This window comes from Embleya australiensis, from assembly GCF_051903075.1.
Taxonomy (GTDB): Bacteria; Actinomycetota; Actinomycetes; order Streptomycetales; family Streptomycetaceae; genus Embleya.
The window spans coordinates 3218220-3243408 of the sequence record NZ_CP182422.1 but is presented as its reverse complement, the minus strand read 5'-3'; the positions used below and the strand labels follow the sequence as shown (position 1 = coordinate 3243408).

Below are 25189 nucleotides of genomic sequence, written 5' to 3'. Positions count from 1 at the left end.
GGACGAGAATTCCCGAGCGAATAAAACTCGCATTCCTCGCGAGTCTCCGAAAAAGCCGTATTTCAATTCACCAGGAAAACGACTTTCCACACATATCGGATGTGATCCCGACCACGGGTTTACCGACGCGCCGCCGCCAAAGACGGGAAATGGAGCCGGTTAAACCCGGGTTACGCACAACCTTCGGCAGGAACGAAGAAATCCGCCGAGCGGTGCTCGCGCGGCGGATTTCCCGGTTCCGTTTCGTGCCCGATCGAGGAAGATCGGGACGCTCGGCCTATCGCGTCAGCAACCCCCGGCGACCGCCGGGATGATCGAAACGGTGCCCTTGTCGGGGATCGCCGTGGCGAGCCCGTCGGCGAAGCGCACGTCCTCGTCCTCCACGTACAGATTCACAAAGCGACGCAGCTTGCCCTCGTCGTCGAGGATGCGTGCGCGAATTCCGGCGTGGGCCTTTTCCAGGGAGTCCAGGACCTCGGCGAGCGTGGTGCCCTCGGCGGACACCTCCGCCGCCCCACCCGTGTAGGTGCGCAGGATGGTCGGGATGCGAACGGAGACGCTCATGCGAGGCCGGCCTTTCGGAAGGAGTCCAGGGTGGGTCGAATGGTCGCGGTGGGTCCGGTCGTCGGCGTGACCGCGTCCAACGTCTTGAGGCCGTCGCCCGTGTTGAGCACGACCGTCTCGGCGTCCGGGTCCAGCGCGCCGGACTCGAGCAGCTTGCGCAGGCAGCCCACGGTGACCCCGCCCGCGGTCTCGCCGAAGATGCCCTCGGTACGCGCGAGCAGCTTCATCGCCTCGACCACCTCGACGTCGTTCACGTCCTCCACCGCGCCGCCCGTGCGCTTGCACACGTCGAGCACGTAGGGGCCGTCGGCGGGATTGCCGATCGCGAGCGACTTGGCGATCGTGTCCGGCCGCACCGGGCGGATCACGTCGTGCCCGGCCTTCCACGCGGCGGCCACCGGGGAGCACCCCGTCGCCTGGGCGCCGAAGATCCTGTACGGCGCGTCCTCTACCAGACCCAGCGCGATCAACTCGCGGAAACCCTTGTCGATCTTGGTCAGCTGCGACCCCGACGCGATGGGGATGACGATCTGCTCCGGCAGTTTCCAGCCGAGTTGTTCCGCGATCTCATAGGCGAGCGTCTTGGAACCCTCGCCGTAGTAGGGCCGCAGGTTGACGTTGACGAAGCCCCAGCTCTCGCCGGCCGGGTCGCCGATCAGCTCCGAACAGAATCGGTTGACCTCGTCGTAGGTCCCCTCGATGGCGACCAGCTCGCCGCCGTAGACCGCAGCTGTGACGACCTTGCCGGCCTCCAGGTCGGACGGGATGAACACACAGCTGCGCAGGCCCACCCGGGCGGCGGCGGCACCCACCGCGCCGGCCAGGTTGCCGGTGGACGAGCAGGACAGCGTGGTGAAGCCGAAGGTACGCGCGGCCTCGACTGCGATCGCCACCACGCGGTCCTTGAAGGAGTGCGTCGGGTTCCCGGAATCGTCCTTGACGTGCAGGTTGCGCACGCCCAGCTCGCGGCCCAGGTTCTCGGCCCGGACGAGCTTGGTGAAGCCGGGGTTCAGGCTGGGCCGGGACGAGACGTCCGCGGACACCGGCAGCAGCGGCGCGTAGCGCCAGATGTTGTGCGGCCCGGCTTCGATCCGCTCCCGCGTCACGGTGCCGAACTCGTAGGCGACCTCGAGGGGGCCGAAACAGGACTCGCAGGCGTACTTCGGGCCGAGCTCCGTGCGCTCCCCGCACTCGCGACACGACAGCGCGACGGCCGGACCGAAGGAGGTGGGGGTGGCGCTGGTGGTGCGGGTGGCGGTGGGTGTCGCCATGGCGAGGGCCTTTCTGTCCTCATCTTTACCCGTGGGGTCCCACGGGCCGGACTTGGCACCTGTCCGACTCGTCGGCCGCTCGCTCGCGCCGAAAGCGCGTCACGAGGAATGACGATCGGATGGTTGCCGGGGCTTCAACGGGCCGTTCCCTCTGCCCCTCTGGATGAGCTGCTATGGCGGTGGACACACCCTTCGCCGGGTGGCCGGTCCGCGTTTGTCCGGTCCGACGTGCGATCGTCGTAACCGGTGACGACGACTGTAACCGAACCGGTGCCGCGTCGATCATCCGGTCCACCCCGCGAGACGATAAAGGGTGGAACGACCGAGGCCGGAACACCGGCGACGACAGGGGATCTTCGAACGTGACGCACGAGGTGGGCGACTGGCTCCGACGGCGGTCCTCCGCCGCCGCCGACTGGCCCGTCGACAGGCTTCTCGACGCCAAACGCGACACCCGGGTCAGCGTCGTCCTGCCCGCGTTGAACGAGGCGGCGACGGTCGGCGACATCGTCAAGGTGATCCGGACCGAGCTGGTCGAGCGGGTACCGCTGGTGGACGAGCTGGTGGTGGTCGACTCCGGCTCCACCGACGACACCGCGCGGGTGGCCGCCGACGCGGGCGCGCGGGTGGTGCACCGCGACGACATCCTGCCCGCGCTCCCGGCCGTGCGCGGCAAGGGCGAGGTGTTGTGGCGCTCGCTCCTGGTCACCGACGGCGACATCGTGGCGTTCGTGGACGCCGACCTGAAGGACTTCTCGGCGGACTTCGTCACCGGGATCCTCGGCCCGCTGCTCACCGACCCCTCGGTCCAGCTGGTCAAGGCCATGTACGACCGGCCGCTGGAGATCGGCGACACGATCGTGCCCGCCGGCGGCGGCCGGGTGACCGAACTGGTCGCCCGCCCCCTGCTCAACCTGCACTGGCCCGAACTGGCCGGCTTCGTGCAGCCGCTCGGCGGCGAATACGCGGCCCGCCGCACGCTGCTCGAACAACTGCCCTTCCCGTGTGGCTACGGCATCGAGACCGCGATGCTCGTGGACACCCTGCGCCTGGTCGGCTTGGACGCGATGGCCCAGGTGGACGTCGGTGTGCGGCGGCACAACCACCAGGACGAGGCGGGCCTGGGGCGGATGGCGGCGGAGATACTCCAGGCCGTCGAGCGCCGACTGCGCCGCGGCCCCGCCGGCGCGCACCCGGCCGAGCCGAACACCGTGCTGACCCAGTTCGAACGGGACGAGGCGGGCTTTCGCGTACGCACCCACGACATCGCCGCCCGGGAACGCCCGCCGATGGCCACGGTGCCCGAGTACCGGACACGAACCCGCCTGGTCGGGCGCTGACCCCTGGTCCGGGGGTGTTTGTCCGGCGTTCGGCCCGGGTTTCCGCCGCGGTGGCCGAAGACTCACCGATACCCGAGAGGCACAGCCCGACTACGTGTGGTAGTGACCGGTGGGCGTGATACTCGCCACACCGTTCGAACCGAGGGCACGGCCGGCCCGGGTTTGCGCACCGGGATGCGTGGCTAGGGTCGGGGCATGAGTGCTCCTCCTCCCGCCACCCCCTCTCCCGCCGGGGTGCTGGTCGCCTCCAACCGCGGTCCCGTGTCCTTCTCCCTGGAGGACGACGGCACACTCACGGTGCGGCGCGGCGGCGGCGGACTGGTGTCCGGCCTGTCCACCGCCGGGCAGGGCACCGGCGCCGTGTGGGTCTGCTCCGCGCTCGGCGAGCCCGACCGCACCGCGACCCGCGCCGCGCCCTCGGGCCGGCTGGATCTCGCCGGTCACGACACCGGCGGGCTGGCCGTACGGATGCTCGACATCGACCCCGGCACGTTCGCACGGGCGTACAACGCCATAGCGAACTCGACCCTGTGGTTCGTCCACCACCTGCTCTACGACACCCCCTCCAAGCCGGTCTTCGACGCGCGCTTCCGCAAGGAGTGGGACTCCTACGAGGCGTACAACCAGGCGTTCGCCGAGGCCCTGGCGGAGGAGGCGGCCGAGGGCGCGAAGGTGGTCGTACAGGACTACCACCTGACCCTGGTGCCGGTGCTGCTCCGCCGACTGCGTCCCGACCTGCGGATCGGCCACTTCGCGCACACCCCCTGGGCACCGCCGGACTACTTCCGGCTGCTGCCCGACGACATCGCCCGCTACGTGCTCGAAGGGGTGCTCGGCGCGGACCACGCCGGATTCCATTCCCGGCGCTGGGCGCTCGCGTTCCTGGACTGCTGCGCCGACGTGCTGGGCGCCGACGTGGACCGGGACGCGATGACCGTCACGCACGCGGGCCACGTGACCGAGATCGGCGTACACGCGCTGGGCGCCGACGCCGAGTTCCTGCGCGAGCGCGCGTCCCGGGCCGACGTGGACACCCGCCTCGCCGGGCTGCGCGAGGCGGTCGGCGACCGTCGGGTGATCGTCCGGGTGGACCGTACGGAGTTGTCCAAGAACATCGTCCGGGGCCTGCTGGCCTACCGCGAACTGCTGCGCACCCGACCGGAATGGCTCGGCCGGGTGGTGCACGTGGCGTTCGCCTATCCGTCGCGGCACGACCTGCCGGAGTACCGCGAGTACACCGCCGCGGTGCAGCGGGTGGCCAAGGAGATCGACGACGAGTTCGGCACCGGCGACTGGCAGCCGCTGATCCTGCACGTCAACGACGACTTCCCGCGCTCGCTCGCGGCGTACCGGCTGGCCGACGTCGCGCTGGTGAACCCGATCCGGGACGGGATGAACCTGGTCGCCAAGGAGGTGCCGGTGGTCTCCCTCCTGGACGAGGAGCACGGGGGCTGCGCGCTGGTGCTCTCGCGCGAGGCGGGCGCGTGCGAGGAGTTGGGCGAGGACGCGATCGTGGTCAATCCGTTCGACGTCTCGCAGACCACCGAGGCGCTGCACGAGGCGCTGACGATGGACACCACCGACCGGCTCCAGCGCACCAAGCGGCTGGCCGCGGCGGCGGTGGCGCTCAACCCGCAGCAGTGGTTCCTGGAGCAACTGGACGCGTTGGACGTCTGAGCGGGGCGGGTGACCGGGCCGCCACGCGCCGGCCGAACCGCGCGGTTCGGCCGGCGTAGGTCGGTGGGCCGGGTGTTTGGTGATGCTCGGTCTCGGGGTTCGGTGCTCAGGTCGCGGTCGGTCCGGCGGCGCGGCGTCGGCGGGTGGCGACCACCGCGACCGTGCCGGCGGCGACCAGGGCCGCGCCGACGGTGCCGGCGGCGAGGCCGGCCGGGCCGGTGAGCGCCAGGTTGCCGCCGCCGGATGTGCCGCCCGAAGCGCCGGTGGATCCGGCGGGCCCGCCGGCTCCGCCCGAGGTGCCGGCGGACGTGCCGCCCGAGGTGCCGCCCGTGCTCGCCGAACCGGTGGCGCCGGCGCCGGTGGTGCCCGCGCTCGTCCCGGCGGTTGTGGTCGAGCCGCCCTTGAAGGCGACCTTCACGAAGGCGTCCTGGCTGCGGTCGGGGGAGCCGTGCGCGGCCATGGTCAGCACGTAGCACTCGGTCTTGAGGCAGTCGACGTCCTTGCCCGCGCCGTTCTTGTACGCGGCCTTGACGTCGGTGAGCGTGACCGAGAACGTGCCGTCCGGGTCGATCCCGTCCGCGCCGTACGCCTTGATCCACTTCGAGGCGCCGTAGTTGCCCGCGTTGGTGGTCCAGTCGGCCTCCTTCGGGCCGAACACCACGTAGATCCCGTTGCCGCTGCCGGCCGCGTAGCCGGAACCCTTGACGGTGACCGAGGCGCCCGCCGGGTCCAGGCCGGTGCTCGGGGTCACGGTCAGCTTCGCCCCACCGGCCGCCCGAGGAGCCGCGGCCGGCGCGGCCTGTGCCGCCGTGGCCGCGCGCAACGATCGGGGTGCCGCGGCGGTCGGCGCGGGCGCGGCGAAGGTCAGCCCGACCTTTGCGGTGGGCCCGCCCTCGGCCCCGACCCGGACCTCGAACGCCGGGGCGTCCGGGGCGAATCCGGTGCCGACCACGAGCGGGGTCGCGACGAAGCCGTTGCCGTCGGCGGTGAGTACGCGGCTGCCCTTGGAGTCGGTGGTGTCGCCGCCGTACAGCGCGACGGTGACCTTCGCGCCGGGAGCGAAGCCGCGAGCGGTCACGGTGATCTCGTCGCCGCCCGGGGCCAGTTCGGCGCCGCGCGAGACGGTCGCGGTGGGGGCGGCCGACGGGGCGGCGCCGACGGCCGGTGCGGCCAGGATGCCGACGGCGGTCAGGCCGACGGCGGCGATGGCCATGCGCCGGGCGGGAGAAGTGTGCGGGGTGAACATGGCGGCTCCTGAAGGGATTTCGGGTGACGCGACGGCGGGTCGTCAGCCGGTCGGGTCGGCGGTGGCTTCGGTGCGGGTGTCGGTGGTCGCCGCGCCCTCGGCGGCGCGTCTGCGGCGCCGGACGACCCGGCCGATCAGTGCGCCGAGCAGCAGCACGATCGCGCCGAGGAGCAACCACGGCGGCGCCCATATGGCGGTCGACCCGGCGGCTGCGGTCGCCGGTTCGCCCGTCACCTTCACGTCGGCGGTGAGGCGCCCGGCCGGAATGACGCCGGCGAAGCGCTGGACCACCTCGTGCGTGGCCCCCGGCAACAACTCGGGCAGCGTGGTGTGCTTCGGGCCGCCGAGTCGCCAGTCGCCGAGGCCGGAGATCGTGGTCTGCGCCCGGGCGGTGGTCCGTACGTTGCCGGTGTTGCGGACCCGGTAGCGCACCACCGCCTCGGCGCCGCCGAACATCGCGAGCGGGTTGTCGTAGGACACCCGCAGGTCCTCGATCGCCAGCCCCGGCAGCGCGGGGCCGGCCACCCGCAGGTACACCCGCGCGCCGACCCGCCGGTCCACGTCGAACCGCTGCTCGCCGGGCCCGGTCGCGGCGGCCTTGATCGAGGCGACGATGGCGCCGGTGTGGTCGCCGGGCGTGGCGCCGGCCGGGACGGTCAGCCGGAACGGGATGTCCGCGCGCTTGCCCGGCGCGATCGTGTACGACTCGGCGTCGAAACCGATCCACGAGCCGACGTCCCGTGGCTGCTCGGCGCCGGTCAGCAGGGTCATCCCGCCGTCCACGGCGAGCACCGCGTCGGTGGCGTAGACCCGCAGGGTCAGCGGCTCGGCGCCGAAGTTGGACACGCCGACCACGTCGACCAGGGTCTGGCCCGGGGCGGCGGTGAGCACGAAGTGGTCGCGGCCGCCTGCCGGTTGCACGCCCCAGGTGAACTCGTCGGCGGCTTGGGCGGGGGTGGTGAGGGCGGCCAGGGGGAGTAGGGCGGTGAAGAGTATGCGGAGGAGGCGGGTGAGGGGGGCGGGCATTGGGGGGCTCCAAGGGGGGGCCTGGGTCGCGGGGTGGGCGGGGCGGGGAGGGGGAGTCGTGGCGGCGGCGTTGCTGCTTGTTGGGCGCTTCGCGCCGGCTCGCGAGGGACCACTTTTTTCTCTCCCCCGCTTCGCTCCTCCGAGAAAAAAGCGGCCCCTCGCTCGGGGCTGGGTGTCCCTCCGCTTCGCTCCGGGCCACCCAGCCCAAGTTCTGCGGCTCCGCCGCTCTCCGCGCTTCGCGCGTCGATCCCGGGGTCGGCCCGAGTCGTGGGCGCTGACGCGCCACGGGGTCTGCACGTCCCTTGCCGCGATGGGCCGCGGGGCCCGGCCGGGTCGGGCACGGGGCCTGTAAAACCGCAGCGTTCGGGCCGAACGCAACGGGTGGAGCGGGTGGGTACACCGGCCGGTCCGGGCCGCGATGGGCTGCCGGGCCCGGTCGGGTCGGGGACGGGGCCTGTAAAACCGCAGCGTTCGGGCCGAACGCAACGGGTGGAGCGGGTGGGTGCACCGGCCGGTCCGGGCCGTGATGGGCTGCCGGGCCCGGTCGGGTCGGGGACGGGGCCTGTGAAACCGCAGCGTTCGGGGTGAACGCAACGGGTGGAGCGGGTGGGTGCACCGGCCGGTCCGGGCCGTGATGGGCCGCGGGGCCTGGTCGGGTCGGGGACGGGGCCTGTGAAACCGCAGCGTTCGGGCCGAACGTAACGGGTGGAGCGGGTGGGTGCACCGGCCGGTCCGGGCCGTGATGGGCCGCGGGGCCTGGTCGGGTCGGGGACGGGGCCTGTGAAACCGCAGCGTTCGGGGTGAACGCAACGGGTGGAGCGGGTGGGTGCACCGGCCGGTCCGGGCCGTGATGGGCCGCGGGGCCTGGTCGGGTCGGGGACGGGGCCTGTGAAACCGCAGCCTTCGGGCCGAACGTAACGGGTGGAGCGGGTGGGTGCACCGGCCGGTCCGGGCCGTGATGGGCTGCGGGGCCCGGTCGGGTCGGGGACGGGGCCTGTGAAACCGCAGCGTTCGGGGTGAACGCAACGGGTGGAGCGGGAGGGTAAACCGGCCCGGGACGGGCGGGCCGACGCGCCCGGCGCGCGCCCGCCCGTCCCGGGGTGGTCAGATGAGCGTCAGCGTGAGTGTGCCCGTGTACGTGCCGGGGACCGTGGTGCCGGGGACGCCGAGCTTGAGGGTGGCGCCGCATTCGAAGGAGCCGGCGCTGGTGCCGGTTGCCGACGCGCACAGCGTGTGTGCTCGGCCGAGACCCGTGCCCGGGTCGGCCCGGGTGCCCGGGGTCACCGAGGCGGTGGTGCCGCCGGTGGGGAGCGTGCCGGTGACCGACTTGGCGGTGGGGGTCCAGCCGAGGTTGTCACCGACGATCCGGCCGCCGGCCGAGGTCAGGTCACTGGCCTGTCCGGTCAGCGTCCATCCGGCGTTGGTGCCGCGCGCGTCGGAGACGGTGAGCGGGTTGAGCGCGCCGCCGGTGAAGGCGTCCTTGCCGTTGAGGGTGACGCCCGGGAGCGCGACATCGGTGCCGCCGACGCCCAGGGTCAGCGGGCCGCCCTGCACGTCGGTGGTGATCACCTGGTAGCCGGTGCCGGGGCCCGGGTTGGTCGGGGCCTTGAACGCGACCGGGACGAACGTGTCCTGGCTGCGGTCCGGCGAGCCGTGTGCGGCGAAGGCGACGACGTGGCAGGTGGTGACGGCGCAGTCGTACTCGACGCCGTCCTTGTTCCTGTACTTGGCCTTCATGCCGTCGAGCGTCAGCGAGAAGCTGCCGTCGGCGTTCAGCCTGGCCTGGCCCGGCGAGGTGCCCGGGGTGGTGCGCACCCACTTGGTCGCCTGGTACGGCGCGGGGTTGGTGTTCCAGTCGGTGCCCTTCGGGCCGAACGCGACGTAGACGCCGTTGCCGCCGTCGCGGACCGGGTCGAAGCCGGTGCCGGTGACGGTGAAGTTCTGGCCGTCGGGGTTCGCGCCCGCGGCCGGGCTCACCGTGAGCTTGGGCGCCGGCGGCGGGGTGGTGTTCTTGAACGCGACCGGCGTGAAGGTGTCCTGGCTGCGGTCGGTCGTGCTCGCGCCGTGCGCGGCGAAGGTGACGACGCGGCACTCCTGCTTGAGGCAGTCCACCTCCTTGCCGTTGCCGTCGGTGTACTTCGCCTTGACGTCGAGCGTGGTGGTGAAGGCGCCCTCGGCGCTCATCTTGCTGCCCGCGACCCACGCCTGGGCGCTGTAGGCGCCCGCGTTGGTGTAGTAGTCGTCGATCTTCGGGCCGAACAGGACGTAGACCCCGTTGCCGGAGTTGCGGGTCTTGTCGAAACCGGTGCCGCTCACGGTGATCGTGGCGCCGTCCGGGTCGACATCGACGCCGGGCGACACGCTCACCGCCGGGGTCCCGGCGGCCCGCGCGGGCGAGGCGAGGCTCACGCCGGCCACGGCCAGGGCGCCGGTCGCGCCGATCGCCCCCCAGCGGATCAGGCGGCTCGCGGGCCTGTGCCGCGTTCCGTTGGTCATCCTTGGCTCCTCCATCTGGCAGTGTGCACAGGGCGGCGCCCGGACCTATTAGCGGTAGGTCCGGGCGCCGTCCCGAGCAGATGAGGTAAGGCTAACCTAATTAATGGAATCGTAAAGAGCGGAAATCCCACTCCCGGCGGCGGAGTACGTCACACCGGGGCGGGCCGCGTCCCCGCGTCTACGTGGTGAGTCGGCGCCGGTTCAGCCGCCACAGCAGATACAGCGACGCGGCGATCGCGGCGACCCGGACCATCGCCGGCAACAACTCGCCGAACCGGTCCCAGGCCTCGTCCCGGGTCAGATCGATGCCCAGGTGCCCGGTGGCTCGCATCCACATCCCGATGGCGAAGGCGAGCGCCGTCGTGCCGGGGATGTAGAACGCGGCGAACCGCCGTTCCTTGAGCGACCACGCGGCCGCGGTGAAGACCACGAGCAGGCCGAGCACCACCACCACGGTCGAGGCGACGATCGCCCCGACCGTCATCAGCGCGATCGCGAACACCTCGCGCAGTTGGGTGCGCAGCGCGCCCGGACCGCCGAACACGCCCATGACCGGGGTGGGTTCGGTCAGCGAGGTGTCGTCCCAGCCGGCCGAGGGGTCCGAGGCCACGCCGATCGGATACGCCGGCGCGTGCAGCGAGCCGTCGCCGTACATGTCGGGGGTCGGCCGCTCCGGCATGTCGCCCTCCGGGGGCGAGCGCCACCACAGCGGCTCCTCCTCCGGATCCGCGGGCGCGGCGGGCTTGGTCGCCGTGCCGCCACCGCCACCGCCACCGCCGCCGCCGGCCGCGGTCTCGGCGAGTGTGGGCGGACCGCCCTCGGGCGAGACCCGGGGCGCGGGCGGCGTGGGCGGGGGAGGCGCGGGTGCGGGCGCGGCCGGCGGCGGCCGAGACGGATCCCGTATGGCCGGAATCGGCGTGGCGTCGGCGCGAAAGCCCATCTGGCGGGCCACCGTCGCATGCCGCGACCCCCGCATCGACATCGCGCCGACCCCGTCGTCGGCGCCGCTGTCGCGCAGGTCGCCGAGCCGGTACAACTCCTGGCCGACCACCGCCTCCGGCGTGCCGAGCCGATCGAGGATGACCTGTACCGCGCCGGGGTTGTGCGCGTTCAGCCGCTCGCGCTCGCTGTTGATCTGGCTGCGCAGCCGCTCCACGAGCCGGGCCCGGTCGGCGGGGCGAAGTTTGCGCTGGGCCGCGTCACCGACCTCGCCCAGGTATTGCAGAACCAGATGATCGCTCTCGAAGTTCACGCCCCCACCTCACCCCCGCCGAAGGTTCGTCTGCGTCGGTGCCGCGCCCGCCGCGTCATGCGTCGGTAAAGCGACAACTCAGCGTAGGGGTGCGGGCGTAGCGGAGCGAGAGGTTGGCGGAAATGGTGATCGTAAGGGTGCGCGCCGCGGCTTTCGCGGCTCGATCCGGGCCCGTGATCGGGGTCGCGGTCGGTGTCCGCGCCCCGGGTCCCGGCACCCGTACCACCCATGGTCCGCGGTCGTGCCGGACCGGCCGTCGACCGGGCGTGCGGGCCGCGCGAGCGGGGCCGCGCAGGCGCCCGCGACCGGCTCCGGCGGCCCGATCCGGGGCGGTCGCGTGCGGCGACCGGGCATTCGGATTCCGGGAGCGGTGATCGCCGGCGGGCGGACCGTCTAACGTTGATGGGATGACCACAGCTGCGTCGCCCACCCGTGCCGAGGCGGATCGGGCCGCCGAGTCCGGCCCCCGGACGCTCGCCGAGGATCTGCGCGGACGCACCGACGCCGACCTCGGCGCGTTGTTGCGCGCCCGGCCGGACCTGACCACCCCGGTCCCGGTGGACCTGACCCAGCTCGCCACCCGGGCCACCACCCGGGCCTCGATCGCGCGCGCCCTGGAGCGCCTGGACCGGTTCACCCTCCAGGTCGTCGACGCCGCGGTGGTGCTGCCCGACGGCTTCGCCGTGTCCCGGCTGCACACGCTGATCGGCACCGCCCCGGACGAGGTCGGGCGGGCCGTGGCCGCGCTGCGCGAGCAGGCGCTGCTGTGGGGGCCCGACGACGCGCTGCGGGTGGTGCGTACGGTGCGCGACCTGGTCGGCGCGAGCCCGGCGGGCCTTGGCCCGACGCTGGCCGGCGCGCTCGCCGCGACCGCGCCGTCCCGGCTTCAGGACGTGCTCGCCGACCTCGGTCTGGGCTCCACCCACGACGCGGTCTCCGCGATCGCCGCGATCGCCGACCTGTGCACCGACCGGGCGCGCCTCGACGCGCTGCTCGGCCAGGCCCCGGAAGCCGCCCGCGAGGTGTTGGACAAGCTGGTCTGGGGGCCGCCCACGGGCAGTGTGCGCGGCGCCGACCGGCCGGTGCGCGCCGACGCGGCCCGCACACCCGTGGAGTGGCTGCTCGCCCGGGCCCTGCTCGTACCCGCCGGGCCGGACGCGGTGGTGCTGCCCCGCGAGGTCGCGCTGCACCTGCGCGGCGGCCGGGTGCACCGGACCCTGCTGCCCACACCCCCAGAGCTGCCGGTGCGCGCCTACGATCCACAGGCTGTGGACGACCTGGCGGCCGGCTCCGCGTTCACCGCGGTGCGCCGGGTCGAGGACCTGCTCGAGGCATGGAGCGCCGGCGGCCCGCCCGTGCTGCGCGCCGGCGGCCTGGGCATGCGCGACTTCAAGCGCGCGGCGGTACAACTGGACGTGCCCGAGGCCGAGGTCGCGCTGTGGCTGGAGGTGGCCTACGCGATGGGCCTGGTCGCGGGCGACGGCGAACCGGACGAGCAGTGGCTGCCCACCCCCGCCTACGACACCTGGCGGCGCACCCCGGTGGGCACCCGGTGGGCCGCGCTGGCCGGTACCTGGCTGGAGACCACCCGGGTGCCCGCCCTGGTCGGCACACGCGACGACAAGGACCGCCCGGTCGGCGCGCTGGGCACCCAGGTCGACCGGACCGCCGCGCCCGAGGTGCGCCGCCGGATCCTGGCCACGCTCGCCGCCCTGCCCCCGGGCTCGGCCACCGACGCCGACTCGCTGCTCGCGCACCTGACCTGGCACCAGCCGATCCGGGCCGCGCGCCTGCCCGAGGCGCTGTTCCGGGCCATGCTCGTGGAGGCCGAACTGCTCGGGATCACCGGCCGCGGCGCGTTCGCCGACTACGCCCGCCCGCTCGTCGAGGGCCGGATCTACGAGGCCGGTGACGCGCTGACCCCGCTGCTCCCGGAGCCGCTGGACCACGTCCTGCTCCAGGCCGACCTCACCGCCGTGGCCCCCGGCCCGCTGGTGATGGACCTCGCGCACGAGTTGCACCTGGCCGCCGATGTGGAATCCACCGGCGGGGCGACCGTGTACCGCTTCACCGAGGAGTCGGTGCGCCGCGCGCTCGACGCCGGCCGCACCGCGACCGACCTGCACCACCTGCTCGCGACCCACTCGCGCACCCCCGTGCCGCAACCGCTGAGCTACCTCGTGGACGACGTCGCCCGCCGGCACGGCCGGATCCGGGTCGGCACCGCCGCGGCCTTCCTGCGCTGCGACGACGACGCGCTGCTCGGCGAACTGCTCGCCGATCGCCGCGCCGCCGGGCTGCGCCTGCGCCGCCTGGCCCCCACGGTGCTCGCGGCCGAGTCCGCGCCCGACACGGTCCTGGAGAAGTTGCGCGCGATGGGCCTGGCCCCGGTCGCCGAATCGGCCACCGGCGACCTGGTACTGACCCGCCCGGACACCAGACGCACCCCACCCCGCTCGGCTCCGCCCCGCGTCGCGGGCGAACCGCCGACCCCGACGGAAGCCCTGCTGGTCGCGGCGGTGACCGCGATCCGCGCGGGCGACTCCGCCGCCACCAGCCGCGCCGACACCGCCCCCGAACGCGACGGCGAACCGGTCGAACTGCCGCGTACCTCCGCCGCCGAAACCCTCCTGGCGCTCCAGGCCGCGCACGCCGACCGCCGCGCGGTGTGGATCGGCCACGTCACGCGCGAGGGCCGAGCCACCCAGCACATCGTGATCCCGCTACGCCTGGAGGGCGGCTACGTCACCGCCCACGAACAGGCCACCGGCGAAATCCACACCTACCCCCTGCACCGCATCACCGGCGTCGCCGAGGTGGCCTGAGCCGAACAGGCCCCGGGCCGGCCCTCACATCTCCCGACGCCCGATGCGCCACACCGCGAGCCACACGCACAGCCCGGAGATCAGCAGCGCCATCACGAGGTTGTCCGTGTACTCGCCGGCGGAGTGTCCGCGCAGCAGTTCGATCGGGGCGGTGCTCAACTCCGTGGGCTGCCAGGACCGCAGCGGCCGCCACAGCGACGCGAGCGGCATCAGGATGACGACGACCAGCCCCGCACCGAAGATCGCCACCGGCCGGCGCAGCAGCGCGGCCATCCCGGCGACCACGCTGACCTGTACGACCGTGCCCATCAGTCCGTAGAACGCCCCGTAGAGCACGGAACGCGCGGACAACGAACCGAACATCCAGTGCACCTGGGCCCACGCGATCAACATGCCCAGCACATAGGCGATCGCCACCGCCGTCAGGGTCACCGTGTAGCGGGGCAGCACCAGGTCGCGCGCGTGGTGCATGCGAGTGCGATGGAACGCGGCCAAGCCCGCCCGATGGTCCACCGCGAGCGCGCTGGCCATCAGCGCCAGACCGACCAGGAGCCCGACCTGGGCGGTGCCGTACACGTACACCGCCATCCCGCTGTCGGCCCGCATCCCGGTCGCCGGCGGCACCCCCTCGATCCGCAGCGCCTCCAGGATCTGGTCGCGGTGCCGGGCGAACACCGGGCCGACCAGCCCCACGCCCGGATACGCCACCAGGAGCAGCAACCACCGCCGGGTACGGGTCAGCCGCAACCACTCCAGCCGCCACAATCCCAGCCGGCGCGGCCCGCGCGGGACCCGGTTGGGCGCGGCCACCACCGCCGGCACCGTCGGCGCCGACGACGCGGGCACCTGGACGGCCCCCGAGCGCGTCATCGCGGACCTCCGGTGATGGACAGGAATGCCGCCTCCAGGTCCGACTCCTCGGGCGCGACCGACACCACCCGCGCCGAGCAGCGGCTGAGCACCTCGGCCAGATGCCGCTCGCCCGCCTCCAGCGAACGCGCCTCCACCCGGAACAGCCCCGGTCGCATCGACGATACGCGCGCCACCCAGTTCTCCGCCGCGAACGCGCGCAGCAGGTCGGTTCCCCCGCCGCGCACCCGCACCAGCCAACTCGGTCGCATGTGCGTGTCCACGAGTTCGGCGGTCGAGCCCTGATACAACAGCCGACCCGCGCGCACCACGCCGACGTGATCGCACACCCGCTGCACATCGGCCAGGATGTGACTGGAGAAGACCACCGTGGTGTGCTCGCGCAGGCTCGCCACCAGGTCCAGCACATCGGCCCGCCCCCGCGGGTCCAGGGCCGAGGTGGGCTCGTCCAGGATCAGCAGTTCGGGGTCCGCGACCAGGGCCGCGGCCAGTCCCAGGCGCAGCGTCATGCCGCGCGAGAGCGAGCCGGCCTTACGATCGCCGCAGCCGGACAGGCCGGTGCGGTGCAGCGCGACCTTCACCTTCTCCCGGGGCAACCGTCGATCGACGAGGTTTCCGGCCAACTCGACCACCTCGGACGCGGTCAACCACGGTTCGAACTCGGGCACATCCGTCGACACCGCGACCCGGCGCCGATCGACACCGAACACCACCTCGCCCGAGTCGGCCCGCCGGGTGCCGCCCATGATCGACAACAGCGTGGTCTTACCCGCGCCGTTGGGTCCCACCAGGCCGTACACGCAGCCGCGCGGCACCGTCAGATCGATCCCGAAGATCCCGGTGCCACCGCCGTAATCCCTGGTCAGGGCGCGCGTGAGCACGGCGGGACCAGTCGGTTCGCCGGCGTGCTCGGGGGTCTCGACGGCGGTGCGACCGGTACGGGGAGCCCGATCGTCGGAGGCCGACGACATTGGTTGCGCCATCAAGTATCCAGGGTAGGTAGGCCGGCCGGTTTGTGTGTTCCTCCGTAAGGATGGGTCTCGCGCTCCTCCCTGGGCAGTACGGGCCCCGAACCCTGCTCCCGATGTGGACGAGCGCCGTTCGGAACACGCGCACACCGCGAATGGTTGACACTTGTTGGTCCCGTCCCCTCCACCCGCGGAAAGGTTGGCCCGTGCCCGACGGCCCCCTGATCGTCCAGTCCGACAAAACCCTGCTTCTCGAAGTCGGGCACGAGGCCGCCGCCGAGTGCCGCCGGGCCATCGCGCCGTTCGCCGAGCTGGAGCGCGCCCCCGAGCACGTGCACACCTACCGACTGACCCCGCTGGGCCTGTGGAACGCGCGCGCCGCGGGCCACGACGCCGAGCAGGTCGTGGACGTGCTGCTGCGGCACTCGCGCTACCCCGTGCCCAACGCGCTCCTGGTGGACGTCGCCGAGACGATGGGCCGCTATGGGCGCCTGCAGTTGTCCAGGCACCCCACGCACGGCCTGGTGCTGACCACCACCGACCGGGCGGTGTTGGAGGAGGTGCTGCGCAGCAAGAAGATGGCGCCGCTGGTCGGGGTCCGGGTCGACCCGGACACCGTGATCGTGCACCCCTCCGAGCGCGGCCAGATCAAGCAGGTGCTGCTCAAGCTCGGCTGGCCCGCCGAGGACTTCGCGGGGTACGTGGACGGCGAGGCGCACCCGATCGAGCTGGCCGAGAACGGCTGGAGCCTGCGCGCCTACCAGCAGGAGGCGGTCGAGGGCTTTTGGCACGGCGGCTCGGGCGTGGTGGTGCTGCCCTGCGGCGCGGGCAAGACGCTGGTCGGCGCGGCGGCGATGGCGACCGCGAAGGCGACCACGCTGATCCTGGTGACCAACACGGTCTCGGCCCGCCAGTGGAAGTCCGAGCTGGTCAAGCGCACCTCGCTGACCGAGGACGAGATCGGCGAGTACAGCGGTACCCGCAAGGAGATCCGGCCGGTGACCATCGCCACCTACCAGGTGGTGACCACGCGGCGAAAGGGCGTGTATCCGCACCTGGAGCTGTTCGACTCCAGGGACTGGGGTCTGATCGTCTACGACGAGGTCCACCTGCTGCCCGCCCCCATCTTCCGGTTCACCGCCGACCTGCAGGCCCGGCGCCGGCTCGGTCTGACCGCGACGCTGGTACGCGAGGACGGCCGCGAGGGCGACGTGTTCTCGCTGATCGGTCCCAAGCGCTACGACGCGCCGTGGAAGGAGATCGAGAACCAGGGATACATCGCGCCGGCCGACTGCGTCGAGGTCCGGGTGACCCTGACCGAGACGGAACGCCTGGCGTACGCGACCGCCGAGCCCGAGGAGCGCTACCGGTTCTGCGCGACCACCGCGAGCAAGACCCGCGTGGTCAAGGACCTGGTCGAGCGGCACCGCGGCGAGCAGACCCTGGTGATCGGCCAGTACATCGACCAACTCGACGAGCTGGGCGAGGTGTTGGACGCGCCGGTGATCAAGGGCGAGACCACCAACAAGGAACGCGAGCGGTTGTTCGACGCGTTTCGCACCGGCGCCGTGCAGGCGCTCGTGGTCAGCAAGGTGGCGAACTTCTCGATCGACCTGCCCGACGCCACGGTGGCGATCCAGGTGTCCGGGTCGTTCGGCTCGCGGCAGGAGGAGGCGCAGCGGCTCGGTCGGGTGTTGCGGCCCAAGGCCGACGGCCGTGGGGCGCGGTTCTACTCGGTGGTCGCCCGGGACACCATCGACCAGGACTTCGCGGCGCACCGGCAGCGGTTCCTCGCCGAACAGGGCTACGCGTACCGGATCGTCGACTCCGACGACGTGGACACCCAGATGTAGCGGACGACGGCGGCGACGCCGGGGGCGGTCGGGCGCGCGGTCACGGCACCGCGTGCCGGCCGAGCAGGGTGACCCGCACCGCGGTGCTCGTGAAGATCCACGTGCCGCGCGCGATCCGCGCGCTCGTGTGCGCGGGCCCGCGCAGCCGGGCGCGGACCAGGTCGGCGAACGGGATCGCGGCGGGGGCCGAGCCGCGCAGCGCGGGAATTCGCAGGGAACCGTGGGCGGGGAGATGCGTCATCGTGCTCATGTCCTCGACGCTACGACGGCCGACATAACGGACGCGTCAGCATCAGGGCGCCCGTCGCGCTACCCCTTGTGGGTGACCATGCCCTAGGGGTGGCCCGTCCGGCCGACCCGCTCGGATCGGGGCGGGGGCCGGAAACGGGTCATCGGCATGCGTCGTGCCGCGTCGTAGGCTGAACGGGTGAATGCCCTCATCGTTGGCTTCGACCTGGACATGACGCTCGTCGATTCGCGCCCCGGCATCGGGGCGGCATGGTCCGTGCTCGCCGCGGAGACCGGTGCGGCGATCGACATCCCGCTGATCGTCTCCCGGCTCGGGCCGCCGCTGGAGGTGGAGGTGGCGAACTGGTTCCCGGCGCACGAGGTGGGCGCCGTCGCCGCGCGCTATCGCGAGATCTATCCGCACCACGCCGTGCACGGCACCGACGTGCTGCCCGGTGCGCGCGAGGCGCTGGCCGCGGTGCATCGCCACGGCGGTCGCACCATGGTGGTCACCGGCAAGCACGAGCCCAACGCCCGGCTGCACCTGGATCATCTGGACCTGGCCGTGGACCACCTGGTCGGCGATCTGTGGGGCGAGCAGAAGGGCGTGGCGCTGCGCGCGTCGGGGGCGGGGGTGTACGTCGGCGACCACCTCGGCGACCTGATCGGGGCCCGGGCGGCCGGCGCGATCGCGGTCGGGGTGGCCACCGGGCCGATCTCCGCCGAGGACCTGCGGGCGGCCGGGGCCGACGTGGTGCTTCCGGACCTGACCGGCTTTCCCGCGTGGCTGGACGCGCACGTGGCCGACCTGCGTCTTGGCGCGCTGCGCGAGCGGTTGGCCTCGCTCGGGAGCGTCGCGGTGGCGTTCTCCGGCGGCGCCGACTCGGCGTTCCTGCTCGCGGCGGCGGTACGCACCCTGGGGACGGCCGAGGTGCTCGCGCTGACCACCGACTCGGCCAGCCTGCCGGCCGCCGAACGCGACGCCGCACGGGCCTTCGCCGCCGAGCTGGGGGTGCGGCACGAGCTGGTGCCCAGCGACGAGATGTCCCGGGCGGGCTACCGCGACAACAACGGCGACCGGTGCCGGTTCTGCAAGACGGAGCTGATGGCGGTGCTCGCCCCCGTGGCCCGCGCGGCGGGGATGGCGCACCTGGCCACGGGCACCAACGCGGACGACGCGCGCGCGGGTTTTCGGCCCGGGATCGCCGCGGCGGCCGAGGCCGGCGCGGTCACCCCGCTGCTCGACGCCGGATTGACCAAGGCCCAGATCCGGGCGATCAGTCGGACCTGGGGGCTGCCCACCTGGAACAAGCCGGCCGCGGCCTGCCTGTCCAGCCGGGTCGCCTACGGGGTGGCGATCACCCCGGCCCGGCTGGCCCGGGTGGAACGCGCGGAGACCGCGTTGCGGGTGGTGCTGGCCCGGGACGGCATCGCGGTGCGCAACCTGCGCGTGCGCGATCTGGGGCAGTTCGCGCGGATCGAGGTGGACGCCGCGCTGAGCAGCGCCGTGGCCGGCCACGAACCGGCCCTGGCCGCGGTCCGCGACGCGGGCTTCGCCCGGGTCGAGGTGGACCCGCTCGGCTACCGCGAGGGCGCGATGAACGAACTGCTGCCCGACCCGGAGCCGTACCGCTGAGCCGACGCCGCCGAGGCTCGGCGCGGATCAGAGCAGCTTCGGCACCGGACGGCGGCGGCTACGGATCGACCTGACCAGGCCCGCGGCGGCGATCGCGAAGCCGACCGGCATCAGCGCGCTGAGCAGATACACCGCGGTCGGCAGCGCGTGCGCGCCGATCAGCATGGGGGTGACGGTGGCGAGCGTGGCGACCGTACCGAGGGCGAAGAGCAGCGCGCCGACGCGGACGAGCCGGTCGCCGGGGCCTGCGGATGCGTTGGACACCGACCCAGGGTAGATGCCCCGATCCGCCCCGCTCGCGCGCGGGGCGGTATCCCGATGTCCGGCCGAGAAGGCGACCATTAGCCTGGACGAGTGAACGGGGTCACTACGCGTTCCTGCTCGGATTCGATGTGTGCGCCCCACCCAGCCTGGTAAATGCTCGTAAAAGTCCCGACGAAGCCGTCCCGACACGATCGAGGTCTCCCGTGCCCACCGGCAAGGTCAAGTGGTTCGACACCGACAAGGGCTTCGGGTTTTTGTCCCGGGACGACGGAGGCGACGTGTTCGTGCACGCGTCGGCACTGCCGCAGGGCCTGGACACGCTCAAGCCCGGTACCCGGGTCGAGTTCGGGATCGTCGAGGGGCGCCGCGGCGAACAGGCCCTCTCGCTCCGTGTCCTGGACCCGCGCCCCTCCGTCGTCGCCGCGAGCCGCAAGAAGCCCGACGAGATGAGTTCGATCATCCAGGACCTGCTCAAGGTCCTGGAGGGGGTCGACAAGACGCTGGAGCGCGGCCGTTACCCCGACAAGCGGGCCACCGCGAAGGTCGCCGAACTGCTGCGCGCCGTCGCCGACGAACTCGACACGTGAGTACGGGCGCCGGGTGGGCCCACGCGGCCCGCCCGGCGATCTCCCGTACGACCTAGGGGAGTTCGAGGGCGCCGGCCGGGACTGGCGGGACCAGGCCCTCGGCGGCTGCGCGGTCGAGCAGTGCGGACACCGCCGCGTGCCCTTCGGCGCCCAGGTCGCGGGTGAACTCGTTGACGTACAGGCCGATGTGCCGATCGGCGACCGTCGGATCCATCTCCTGGGCGTGTTCCAGGACATAGGCGCGCGACGCGGCGGGGTCGGCCCAGGCATGCTCGACCGAGGCGCGCGCGGCGGCGGCCAGGGCGGAAAGGTCCAGCGAGCGCTTGGCGATGATCGCGCCGAGCGGGATCGGCAGGCCGGTGTCCGACTCCCACCAGTCGCCCATGTCGGCGAGGCAGGTCAGGCCGTACCGCGTGTAGGTGAAGCGCGCCTCGTGGATGACAAGCCCCGCGTCCACCACGCCGTCGCGCACCGCGGGCATGATCTCGTGGAACGGCAACACCCGGATCTCGCCGACCCCTCCGGGCACGTGCCGCGCCGCCCAGAGCCGGAACAGCAGGTACGCGGTGGAGCGTTCGCTCGGCACCGCGACCACCTTGCCCGCCAGCGCCTCGGGGGTGCTCGTGCCCAGGCTCAGCACGAGCGGGCCGCAACCACGCCCCAGCGCCCCGCCGCAGGGCAGCAGCGCGTACTCGTCCAGCACCCACGGCAGCGCCGCGTAGGACACCTTCAGCAGGTCCAGCTCGCCGCGCTCGGCCAGGCCGTTGGTGATGTCGATGTCGGCGTAGCGCACCTCGACGGGCGGCGCGTCCGGAAGCAGACCGTGCGTCCAGGCGTGGAAGACGAACGTGTCGTTCGGGCACGGCGAATAGGCCAGCGACAGGGTCACGGCACAAGGCTCCCTTCGAGCGCGGCGAAGGCCGCGGTGAGTGCGCGCAGCGCGTCCGGGATGCGCCAGGCCGCCCGATCGCGCGGGCCCACGGCGTTGGAGACGGTGCGCAGTTCGAGCATCGGCACCGCGTGGGCCGCGGCGGCGGTGGCCACGCCGAAGCCCTCCATGCCCTCGACCGCGGCTCCCGCGTGGCGGGCGGCCAACTCGGCGGCGCGCTCGGCGGTTCCGGTCACCGTGGAGACGGTGAGCGCGGGGCCGGTGGCGAGCGGGACGCCGGCGGCGCGCAACATGTCACCCACGTGGGTGACCAGTCGCGGGTCCGCCTCGAACCCGCTCGTCCCGAAGCCCAGTTCCTCGATCGACACGAACCCGTCGGCGGTCTGCGCCCCCAGGTCGGCCGCCACCACCCGGGTGGCGAGCACGGTCGAGCCGACCGGCGCCACCCCCGGGAAGCCGCCCCCGATACCGGCGTTGACCACCAGGTCGTAGGAGCCCCGCGCGAGCGCCGTGGCGGTGCCCGCGGCGGCCGCCGCCGGGCCCGCGCCGACCGCGAGCACGTCGGGGCCGGGTATGCGCCACGAACGCGAACCGCCGAGCACGGCGTCGCGCTCGGCGGCCACGGCGGTGATCACCAGGATGGGCAACGGTTACTTCTTCGCGACCTTGAACGACCAGATGCCCCGGTAGCCCTGCTTGCCGTCCGGCTGCACGACCTGCACCAGCAGCGGCTCGCTCTCCTTCTCCGGCGTGCCGTAGCTCAGCCGAAGGCCCGAGTAGTACGTGGTCTTGATCGGCGACTGGGTCTGCGGCTTGCCGTCGACCAGGAGCACCCAGCCGTCGTCGGCGAGTTCCTTGTCCACGCCGATCGAGAAGCCGCCACCCTCGGAGACCGAGAGCTTGGTGAGGCCGTCGGTCTTGTTCAGGCAGCCGTCGACCTTCTTCTCGTCGATCGAGCCGTCGTCCTTGTAGCACTCGGCCTCGGAGTGGACCGACGTCGTCCCGCTGACCATGGTCACGATCGGCGTGGGCTTGTCGAGGTTGCAACCCGTCAGGGCGAGCGCGCCCAGGACGGCGGCGCCGGCGAGGGCGGCAGGGCGGCGAGTCTTCATGATCCGAAGATTACCGGGCGGTTCGCAGCCGCATGCCGGGGGACCGCTTGCGGCGCGCCCGGCGCGTCGTCAGTTTGCGGCCCACGATCACCAGCGCCAGGGTCAGCACGCCGGCCGCCACGCTCATCCCGAGCGTGCCGTTCAGCGGCAACGCGATGCCCACGCCGCCGCCGACCACCCACGCCACCTGGAGCGCGGTCTCGGTCCGGGCGAACGCGGAGGTGCGCACCGCCTCGGGGATGTCGCGCTGGATCATCGCGTCCAGCGACAACTTGCCCAGTGCCTGGGCGAGACCGGCCACCGCCGCCACCGCGAGCACCGTGACCAGGCTGTACATCACCGCCGCCCACGCCGCGCAGGACGCGGACGCGAGCAACACGGCGGTGATGATCACCTCCGGCGCGCGGGACTTGAGCCACGCGCCGAGCGCGGTGCCGATCGCGTTGCCGACCGCGGCGGCGATCACCACCGCGATGGTGGCCTGGGTGGCGGACAGGTCGGCGACCGGGTGCTTGCGCATCAAGAAGCCCAGGAACATGATCAGGAACCCGGAGAAGCCGCGCAGCGCCGCGTTCGCCCACAACGCCTGGACCACCGACGGGCCCACGCTGCGCAACCGCCGCGAGGTCTTGACCCGGATCGGCTTGCGCCCGGATTCGCGCTCGCCGCCCGCCGCGGCCGGGCCCTCGCCCGACTCCTCGGCCCGGGGCTCGGGCACCGTCTCGGTGCTCGTACCGCCCTTGCCGCCGCGCAATTTGGCCAGCGACACCTTGCGCTCGTGTTCGACGCCGGGGGCCTCGGCGGTGAACGACGCCCGGTCCTCGCCCTCGGCCGAGTCGACCTTCGACGGCAGCGTGAAGGACAGGATCGCGCCGAAGGTGAACACCACGCAGGCGCCGTACAGGATCCCGGGCGTGCCGAACGCGTATTTCAGGCCGCCCGCCACCGGCGCCGCGCCCATCGTGCCGATCAGGCCGAACATGGTGATCCGCGAGTTCGCCTTGACCAGCGAGACCGAGCGCGGCTGGAGCCGGGGCACCACCGCGCTGCGGCTGACCCCGTACACCTTCGAGGACACCAGCACGCCGAACGCCGCCGGGTACAACTCCAGGCCGCCGTCGTTGACCGAGCCGGCCATCAACCAGCACAGCCCCACCCGGACCAGCATCGCCAGCGCCATCGCGAAGCGGCGACCTCGGCGCATCCGGTCCAGGATCGGCCCGAGCACCGGCGCGAGCAGCGCGAACGGCGCGAGGGTGATCAGCAGGTACATCGCGACCCGGTCGCGCGCCTCGCCGGTGGGCACCGAGAAGAACATCGTGGTGGCCAGGGCCATGGTCACCAGCGCGTCGCCCGCGTTGTTGATCAGGTGCAACTCGATCAGCTTCGCCAGGCCGCTCTCGCCGGCGCCCTTGGCCCGGGCCGCGCCGCGGAGTTTGCCGAAGCCGCCGGTGAACAGGCCACCGAACCGACCGAGCGCACGACGCCCCGGACCTCGGTTCCTGCCGGACGACCCGCGGGTGGAGCCGGGCGCGCGAATGGTGCGCCGTGATGCGGTACTGGTCTTGGAGGCTGCCACGCCGGGATCCTGCCCTTGCTCCCTCGGATGATGCGGTCGCGACACGCCAGGAAGGGCTCGCTCCGCGCGCCCGTTCGGGAATCGGACGTGTTTTGAGGGTATCGGCGGTGGAGACCTTCGACGCGTGAGAGAGAATCACTCTCGTGAGTGCCGCGACCCGTAGTCGAACCCCGGACCGCCTCTGCGCAGAGGCGGTTGATCTTGCCTTCGCCGCTGCCGAGGAAGCCGCAGGTCAGGACTCCGTCGGCGAGCATCTGGGTGTACAGGTGGATGGTGATCGCCTGGTCACCCACCTGTTCGCGTGCCGCGAGTCCGCCTACCACGGCTGGCGCTGGGCGGTGACCGTTGCCCGGGCGCCCCGCGCCAAGCTGGTGACCGTGGACGAAACGGTCCTCGTACCCGGCCCCGAGGCGCTGCTCGCGCCCGCGTGGGTGCCGTGGAACGAGCGCCTTCGTCCCGGAGACCTCGGCGTGGGCGACCTGTTGCCCACCGACGCCGACGACCCCCGTCTCGAATTCGGTTACACCGGAGCGGACGAGACAGAGGAGGAATCGACCGAGCCGATCGGGCTCGGCCCCAAGGCGGTCGCGTACGAGCTGGGGCAGGGGCGCGCACGCGTACTGTCCCCGGTCGGACGCGATCTGGCCGCCGACCGCTGGGACGAGCATTTCGGCCGAGCCACGCCGATGGCCCAGGCCGCGCCCGCGCATTGCACGAGCTGCGGCTTCCTGGTCAAGGTCGGCGGGCCGCTCGGGCAGGCGTTCGGCGTGTGCGCCAACGAGTATTCGCCCGCCGACGGTCGGATGGTCTCGCTGGCCTACGGCTGCGGTGGCCACTCGGAGGCCGCGGTGATGCCCGCCGCGACGCCGGCGGCCGAGCTGTCCCTGGACGAGTACCGGATCGAGACCGTGCGGATCCGCCCGGTCGAGAGCGCGGTGGACGAGGACGGCATGGAGCCCGGAGAGGACCAGTTGGGCCACTCCTGATCGACCGCGAGATGCAATTAATCCGAATTACGCTGAATATCCGGAATGTCCGCAGCGTGCGATCGGTTCCGGGTCCTGTCCGGCGGACACGGCCCGGTCCGGTCGAGCGCACGACGAAGCCGCCACCGAATCGGTGGCGGCTTCGATGCGTTCGCGAGATCGACTCGGCTCGCGCGGCCGACTCGGTTCCCGAGGTCGACTCAGCGGGCCGTGCCCCGGTAGGCGACCGGGCCCTCGCCCGGGAACTGCGCGGCGCCCTGGAAGCTCGCGCCGTCGTCGAAGAACGTGATCGATCCGTTGCCCTGCGGACCGGACCAGGTGACCTGGGTGCCCGTCGCCGGACGTGCCTTGTCCGGCACGACGGCGTTGCGCGTCTGGATGACGATCGCGAGGTCCGCGTCGTCGTGCCAGGGCGCGTTGGGTGCTCCGTACTGGATCTGCGTGCGGTAGATAGCCACGTTGTCCCCTTCCGTAGCCGACTGGGGTCGCCCCCCACGGGATGTGTCTACTCCCGTAGCGA

The 25189-nt window shown here is 72.7% G+C and carries 22 protein-coding genes and 1 riboswitch; of the genes, 7 read left to right on the top strand and 15 right to left on the bottom strand.

The features are described from left to right. Nucleotides 1-285: 285 nt before the first annotated feature. Together ACMXN5_RS13715 and thrC are read right to left on the bottom strand one after the other, a co-directional pair. Nucleotides 286-564 carry a MoaD/ThiS family protein gene (locus tag ACMXN5_RS13715; protein WP_439675494.1) on the bottom strand — a complete coding sequence of 93 codons (279 nt, stop codon included), beginning with the start codon at nucleotides 562-564 and terminating at the stop codon, nucleotides 286-288. Further along, entirely contained in the window at nucleotides 561-1835 is a 1275-nt protein-coding gene (gene thrC, locus ACMXN5_RS13710) for a threonine synthase (RefSeq protein ID WP_439675493.1), read from the bottom strand. The genes ACMXN5_RS13715 and thrC overlap by 4 nt, the downstream gene beginning before the upstream one ends. Before the next feature lie 16 nt (nucleotides 1836-1851). Further along, nucleotides 1852-2005, bottom strand: a riboswitch (SAM riboswitch). 192 nt (nucleotides 2006-2197) lie between these two features. Between thrC and ACMXN5_RS13705 the strand changes: the two genes are divergently transcribed. After that, nucleotides 2198-3175 carry a glucosyl-3-phosphoglycerate synthase gene (locus ACMXN5_RS13705; RefSeq protein WP_439675492.1) on the top strand — a complete coding sequence of 326 codons (978 nt, stop codon included), beginning with the start codon at nucleotides 2198-2200 and terminating at the stop codon, nucleotides 3173-3175. Nucleotides 3176-3370: 195 nt separating this feature from the next. Then, nucleotides 3371-4852 (top strand): alpha,alpha-trehalose-phosphate synthase (UDP-forming), encoded by a 1482-nt coding sequence (locus ACMXN5_RS13700; RefSeq protein WP_439675491.1) that lies wholly within the window; start codon nucleotides 3371-3373, stop codon nucleotides 4850-4852. A 106-nt stretch (nucleotides 4853-4958) separates the two neighbouring features. Here the strand turns inward: ACMXN5_RS13700 and ACMXN5_RS13695 are convergent, their stop codons facing one another. The 4 genes from ACMXN5_RS13695 to ACMXN5_RS13680 all read right to left on the bottom strand — a co-directional run bounded on the left by ACMXN5_RS13695 (nucleotide 4959) and on the right by ACMXN5_RS13680 (nucleotide 10872). Further along, nucleotides 4959-6098, bottom strand: coding sequence for a hypothetical protein (locus ACMXN5_RS13695; RefSeq protein ID WP_439675490.1), 1140 nt, complete (start codon nucleotides 6096-6098; stop codon nucleotides 4959-4961). Nucleotides 6099-6140: 42 nt separating this feature from the next. Continuing rightward, nucleotides 6141-7124: a DUF916 domain-containing protein gene (locus ACMXN5_RS13690; RefSeq protein WP_439675489.1), complete on the bottom strand. Its 984-nt coding sequence runs from the start codon at nucleotides 7122-7124 to the stop codon at nucleotides 6141-6143. Nucleotides 7125-8228: 1104 nt separating this feature from the next. After that, nucleotides 8229-9620, bottom strand: coding sequence for a hypothetical protein (locus ACMXN5_RS13685; protein ID WP_439675488.1), 1392 nt, complete (start codon nucleotides 9618-9620; stop codon nucleotides 8229-8231). Between the two features lie 178 nt (nucleotides 9621-9798). Next, nucleotides 9799-10872: a hypothetical protein gene (locus tag ACMXN5_RS13680; RefSeq protein WP_439675487.1), complete on the bottom strand. Its 1074-nt coding sequence runs from the start codon at nucleotides 10870-10872 to the stop codon at nucleotides 9799-9801. Nucleotides 10873-11279: 407 nt separating this feature from the next. On the opposite strand from ACMXN5_RS13680, the gene ACMXN5_RS13675 reads away from it, so the two are divergent. Continuing rightward, the gene (locus ACMXN5_RS13675; protein ID WP_439675486.1) at nucleotides 11280-13697 is read left to right on the top strand and encodes a helicase-associated domain-containing protein; all 2418 of its coding nucleotides are present in this window, start codon (nucleotides 11280-11282) and stop codon (nucleotides 13695-13697) included. A 24-nt stretch (nucleotides 13698-13721) separates the two neighbouring features. On the opposite strand, the gene ACMXN5_RS13670 is transcribed toward ACMXN5_RS13675, so the two are convergent. Together ACMXN5_RS13670 and ACMXN5_RS13665 are read right to left on the bottom strand one after the other, a co-directional pair. Next, nucleotides 13722-14567 (bottom strand): hypothetical protein, encoded by an 846-nt coding sequence (locus ACMXN5_RS13670; protein ID WP_439675485.1) that lies wholly within the window; start codon nucleotides 14565-14567, stop codon nucleotides 13722-13724. Then, the gene (locus ACMXN5_RS13665; protein ID WP_439678002.1) at nucleotides 14564-15550 is read right to left on the bottom strand and encodes an ABC transporter ATP-binding protein; all 987 of its coding nucleotides are present in this window, start codon (nucleotides 15548-15550) and stop codon (nucleotides 14564-14566) included. The genes ACMXN5_RS13670 and ACMXN5_RS13665 overlap by 4 nt, the downstream gene beginning before the upstream one ends. A 191-nt stretch (nucleotides 15551-15741) precedes the next feature. On the opposite strand from ACMXN5_RS13665, the gene ACMXN5_RS13660 reads away from it, so the two are divergent. Further along, nucleotides 15742-17388, top strand: a complete 1647-nt coding sequence (locus ACMXN5_RS13660) for a DNA repair helicase XPB (RefSeq protein ID WP_395794083.1) — start codon at nucleotides 15742-15744, stop codon at nucleotides 17386-17388. A gap of 40 nt (nucleotides 17389-17428) precedes the next feature. Here the strand turns inward: ACMXN5_RS13660 and ACMXN5_RS13655 are convergent, their stop codons facing one another. Further along, a complete protein-coding gene (locus ACMXN5_RS13655; RefSeq protein ID WP_439675484.1) occupies nucleotides 17429-17638 on the bottom strand; it encodes a hypothetical protein in 210 nt (69 codons plus the stop codon). Between the two features lie 189 nt (nucleotides 17639-17827). Here ACMXN5_RS13655 and larE point away from each other — a divergent pair, with 189 nt between their 5' ends. After that, complete coding sequence (gene larE / locus ACMXN5_RS13650; protein WP_439678001.1) at nucleotides 17828-19252, top strand: ATP-dependent sacrificial sulfur transferase LarE; 1425 nt, start codon at nucleotides 17828-17830, stop codon at nucleotides 19250-19252. A 27-nt stretch (nucleotides 19253-19279) separates the two neighbouring features. On the opposite strand, the gene ACMXN5_RS13645 is transcribed toward larE, so the two are convergent. Then, nucleotides 19280-19516, bottom strand: a complete 237-nt coding sequence (locus ACMXN5_RS13645) for a hypothetical protein (protein ID WP_395794087.1) — start codon at nucleotides 19514-19516, stop codon at nucleotides 19280-19282. Nucleotides 19517-19719: 203 nt separating this feature from the next. Between ACMXN5_RS13645 and ACMXN5_RS13640 the strand changes: the two genes are divergently transcribed. Further along, nucleotides 19720-20103, top strand: coding sequence for a cold-shock protein (locus ACMXN5_RS13640; protein WP_078976718.1), 384 nt, complete (start codon nucleotides 19720-19722; stop codon nucleotides 20101-20103). Nucleotides 20104-20155: 52 nt separating this feature from the next. Here the strand turns inward: ACMXN5_RS13640 and ACMXN5_RS13635 are convergent, their stop codons facing one another. The 4 genes from ACMXN5_RS13635 to ACMXN5_RS13620 are packed head-to-tail and all read right to left on the bottom strand — an operon-like array spanning nucleotide 20156 to nucleotide 23683. Continuing rightward, on the bottom strand, nucleotides 20156-20992 hold the full coding sequence (locus ACMXN5_RS13635) for a 1,4-dihydroxy-6-naphthoate synthase (RefSeq protein WP_439675483.1): 837 nt from the start codon (nucleotides 20990-20992) through the stop codon (nucleotides 20156-20158). After that, nucleotides 20989-21639: a futalosine hydrolase gene (locus ACMXN5_RS13630; RefSeq protein ID WP_439675482.1), complete on the bottom strand. Its 651-nt coding sequence runs from the start codon at nucleotides 21637-21639 to the stop codon at nucleotides 20989-20991. Before ACMXN5_RS13630 ends, ACMXN5_RS13635 begins: the two co-directional genes overlap by 4 nt. Before the next feature lie 3 nt (nucleotides 21640-21642). Continuing rightward, complete coding sequence (locus tag ACMXN5_RS13625) at nucleotides 21643-22104, bottom strand: DUF2771 domain-containing protein (RefSeq protein ID WP_379999373.1); 462 nt, start codon at nucleotides 22102-22104, stop codon at nucleotides 21643-21645. 10 nt (nucleotides 22105-22114) lie between these two features. Next, a complete protein-coding gene (locus ACMXN5_RS13620; protein WP_395794093.1) occupies nucleotides 22115-23683 on the bottom strand; it encodes an MFS transporter in 1569 nt (522 codons plus the stop codon). A 134-nt stretch (nucleotides 23684-23817) separates the two neighbouring features. Between ACMXN5_RS13620 and ACMXN5_RS13615 the strand changes: the two genes are divergently transcribed. Further along, nucleotides 23818-24669 carry a DUF3027 domain-containing protein gene (locus ACMXN5_RS13615; protein ID WP_380000006.1) on the top strand — a complete coding sequence of 284 codons (852 nt, stop codon included), beginning with the start codon at nucleotides 23818-23820 and terminating at the stop codon, nucleotides 24667-24669. A 200-nt stretch (nucleotides 24670-24869) separates the two neighbouring features. On the opposite strand, the gene ACMXN5_RS13610 is transcribed toward ACMXN5_RS13615, so the two are convergent. Next, complete coding sequence (locus ACMXN5_RS13610) at nucleotides 24870-25127, bottom strand: hypothetical protein (protein WP_395794095.1); 258 nt, start codon at nucleotides 25125-25127, stop codon at nucleotides 24870-24872. Nucleotides 25128-25189: the final 62 nt, after the last annotated feature.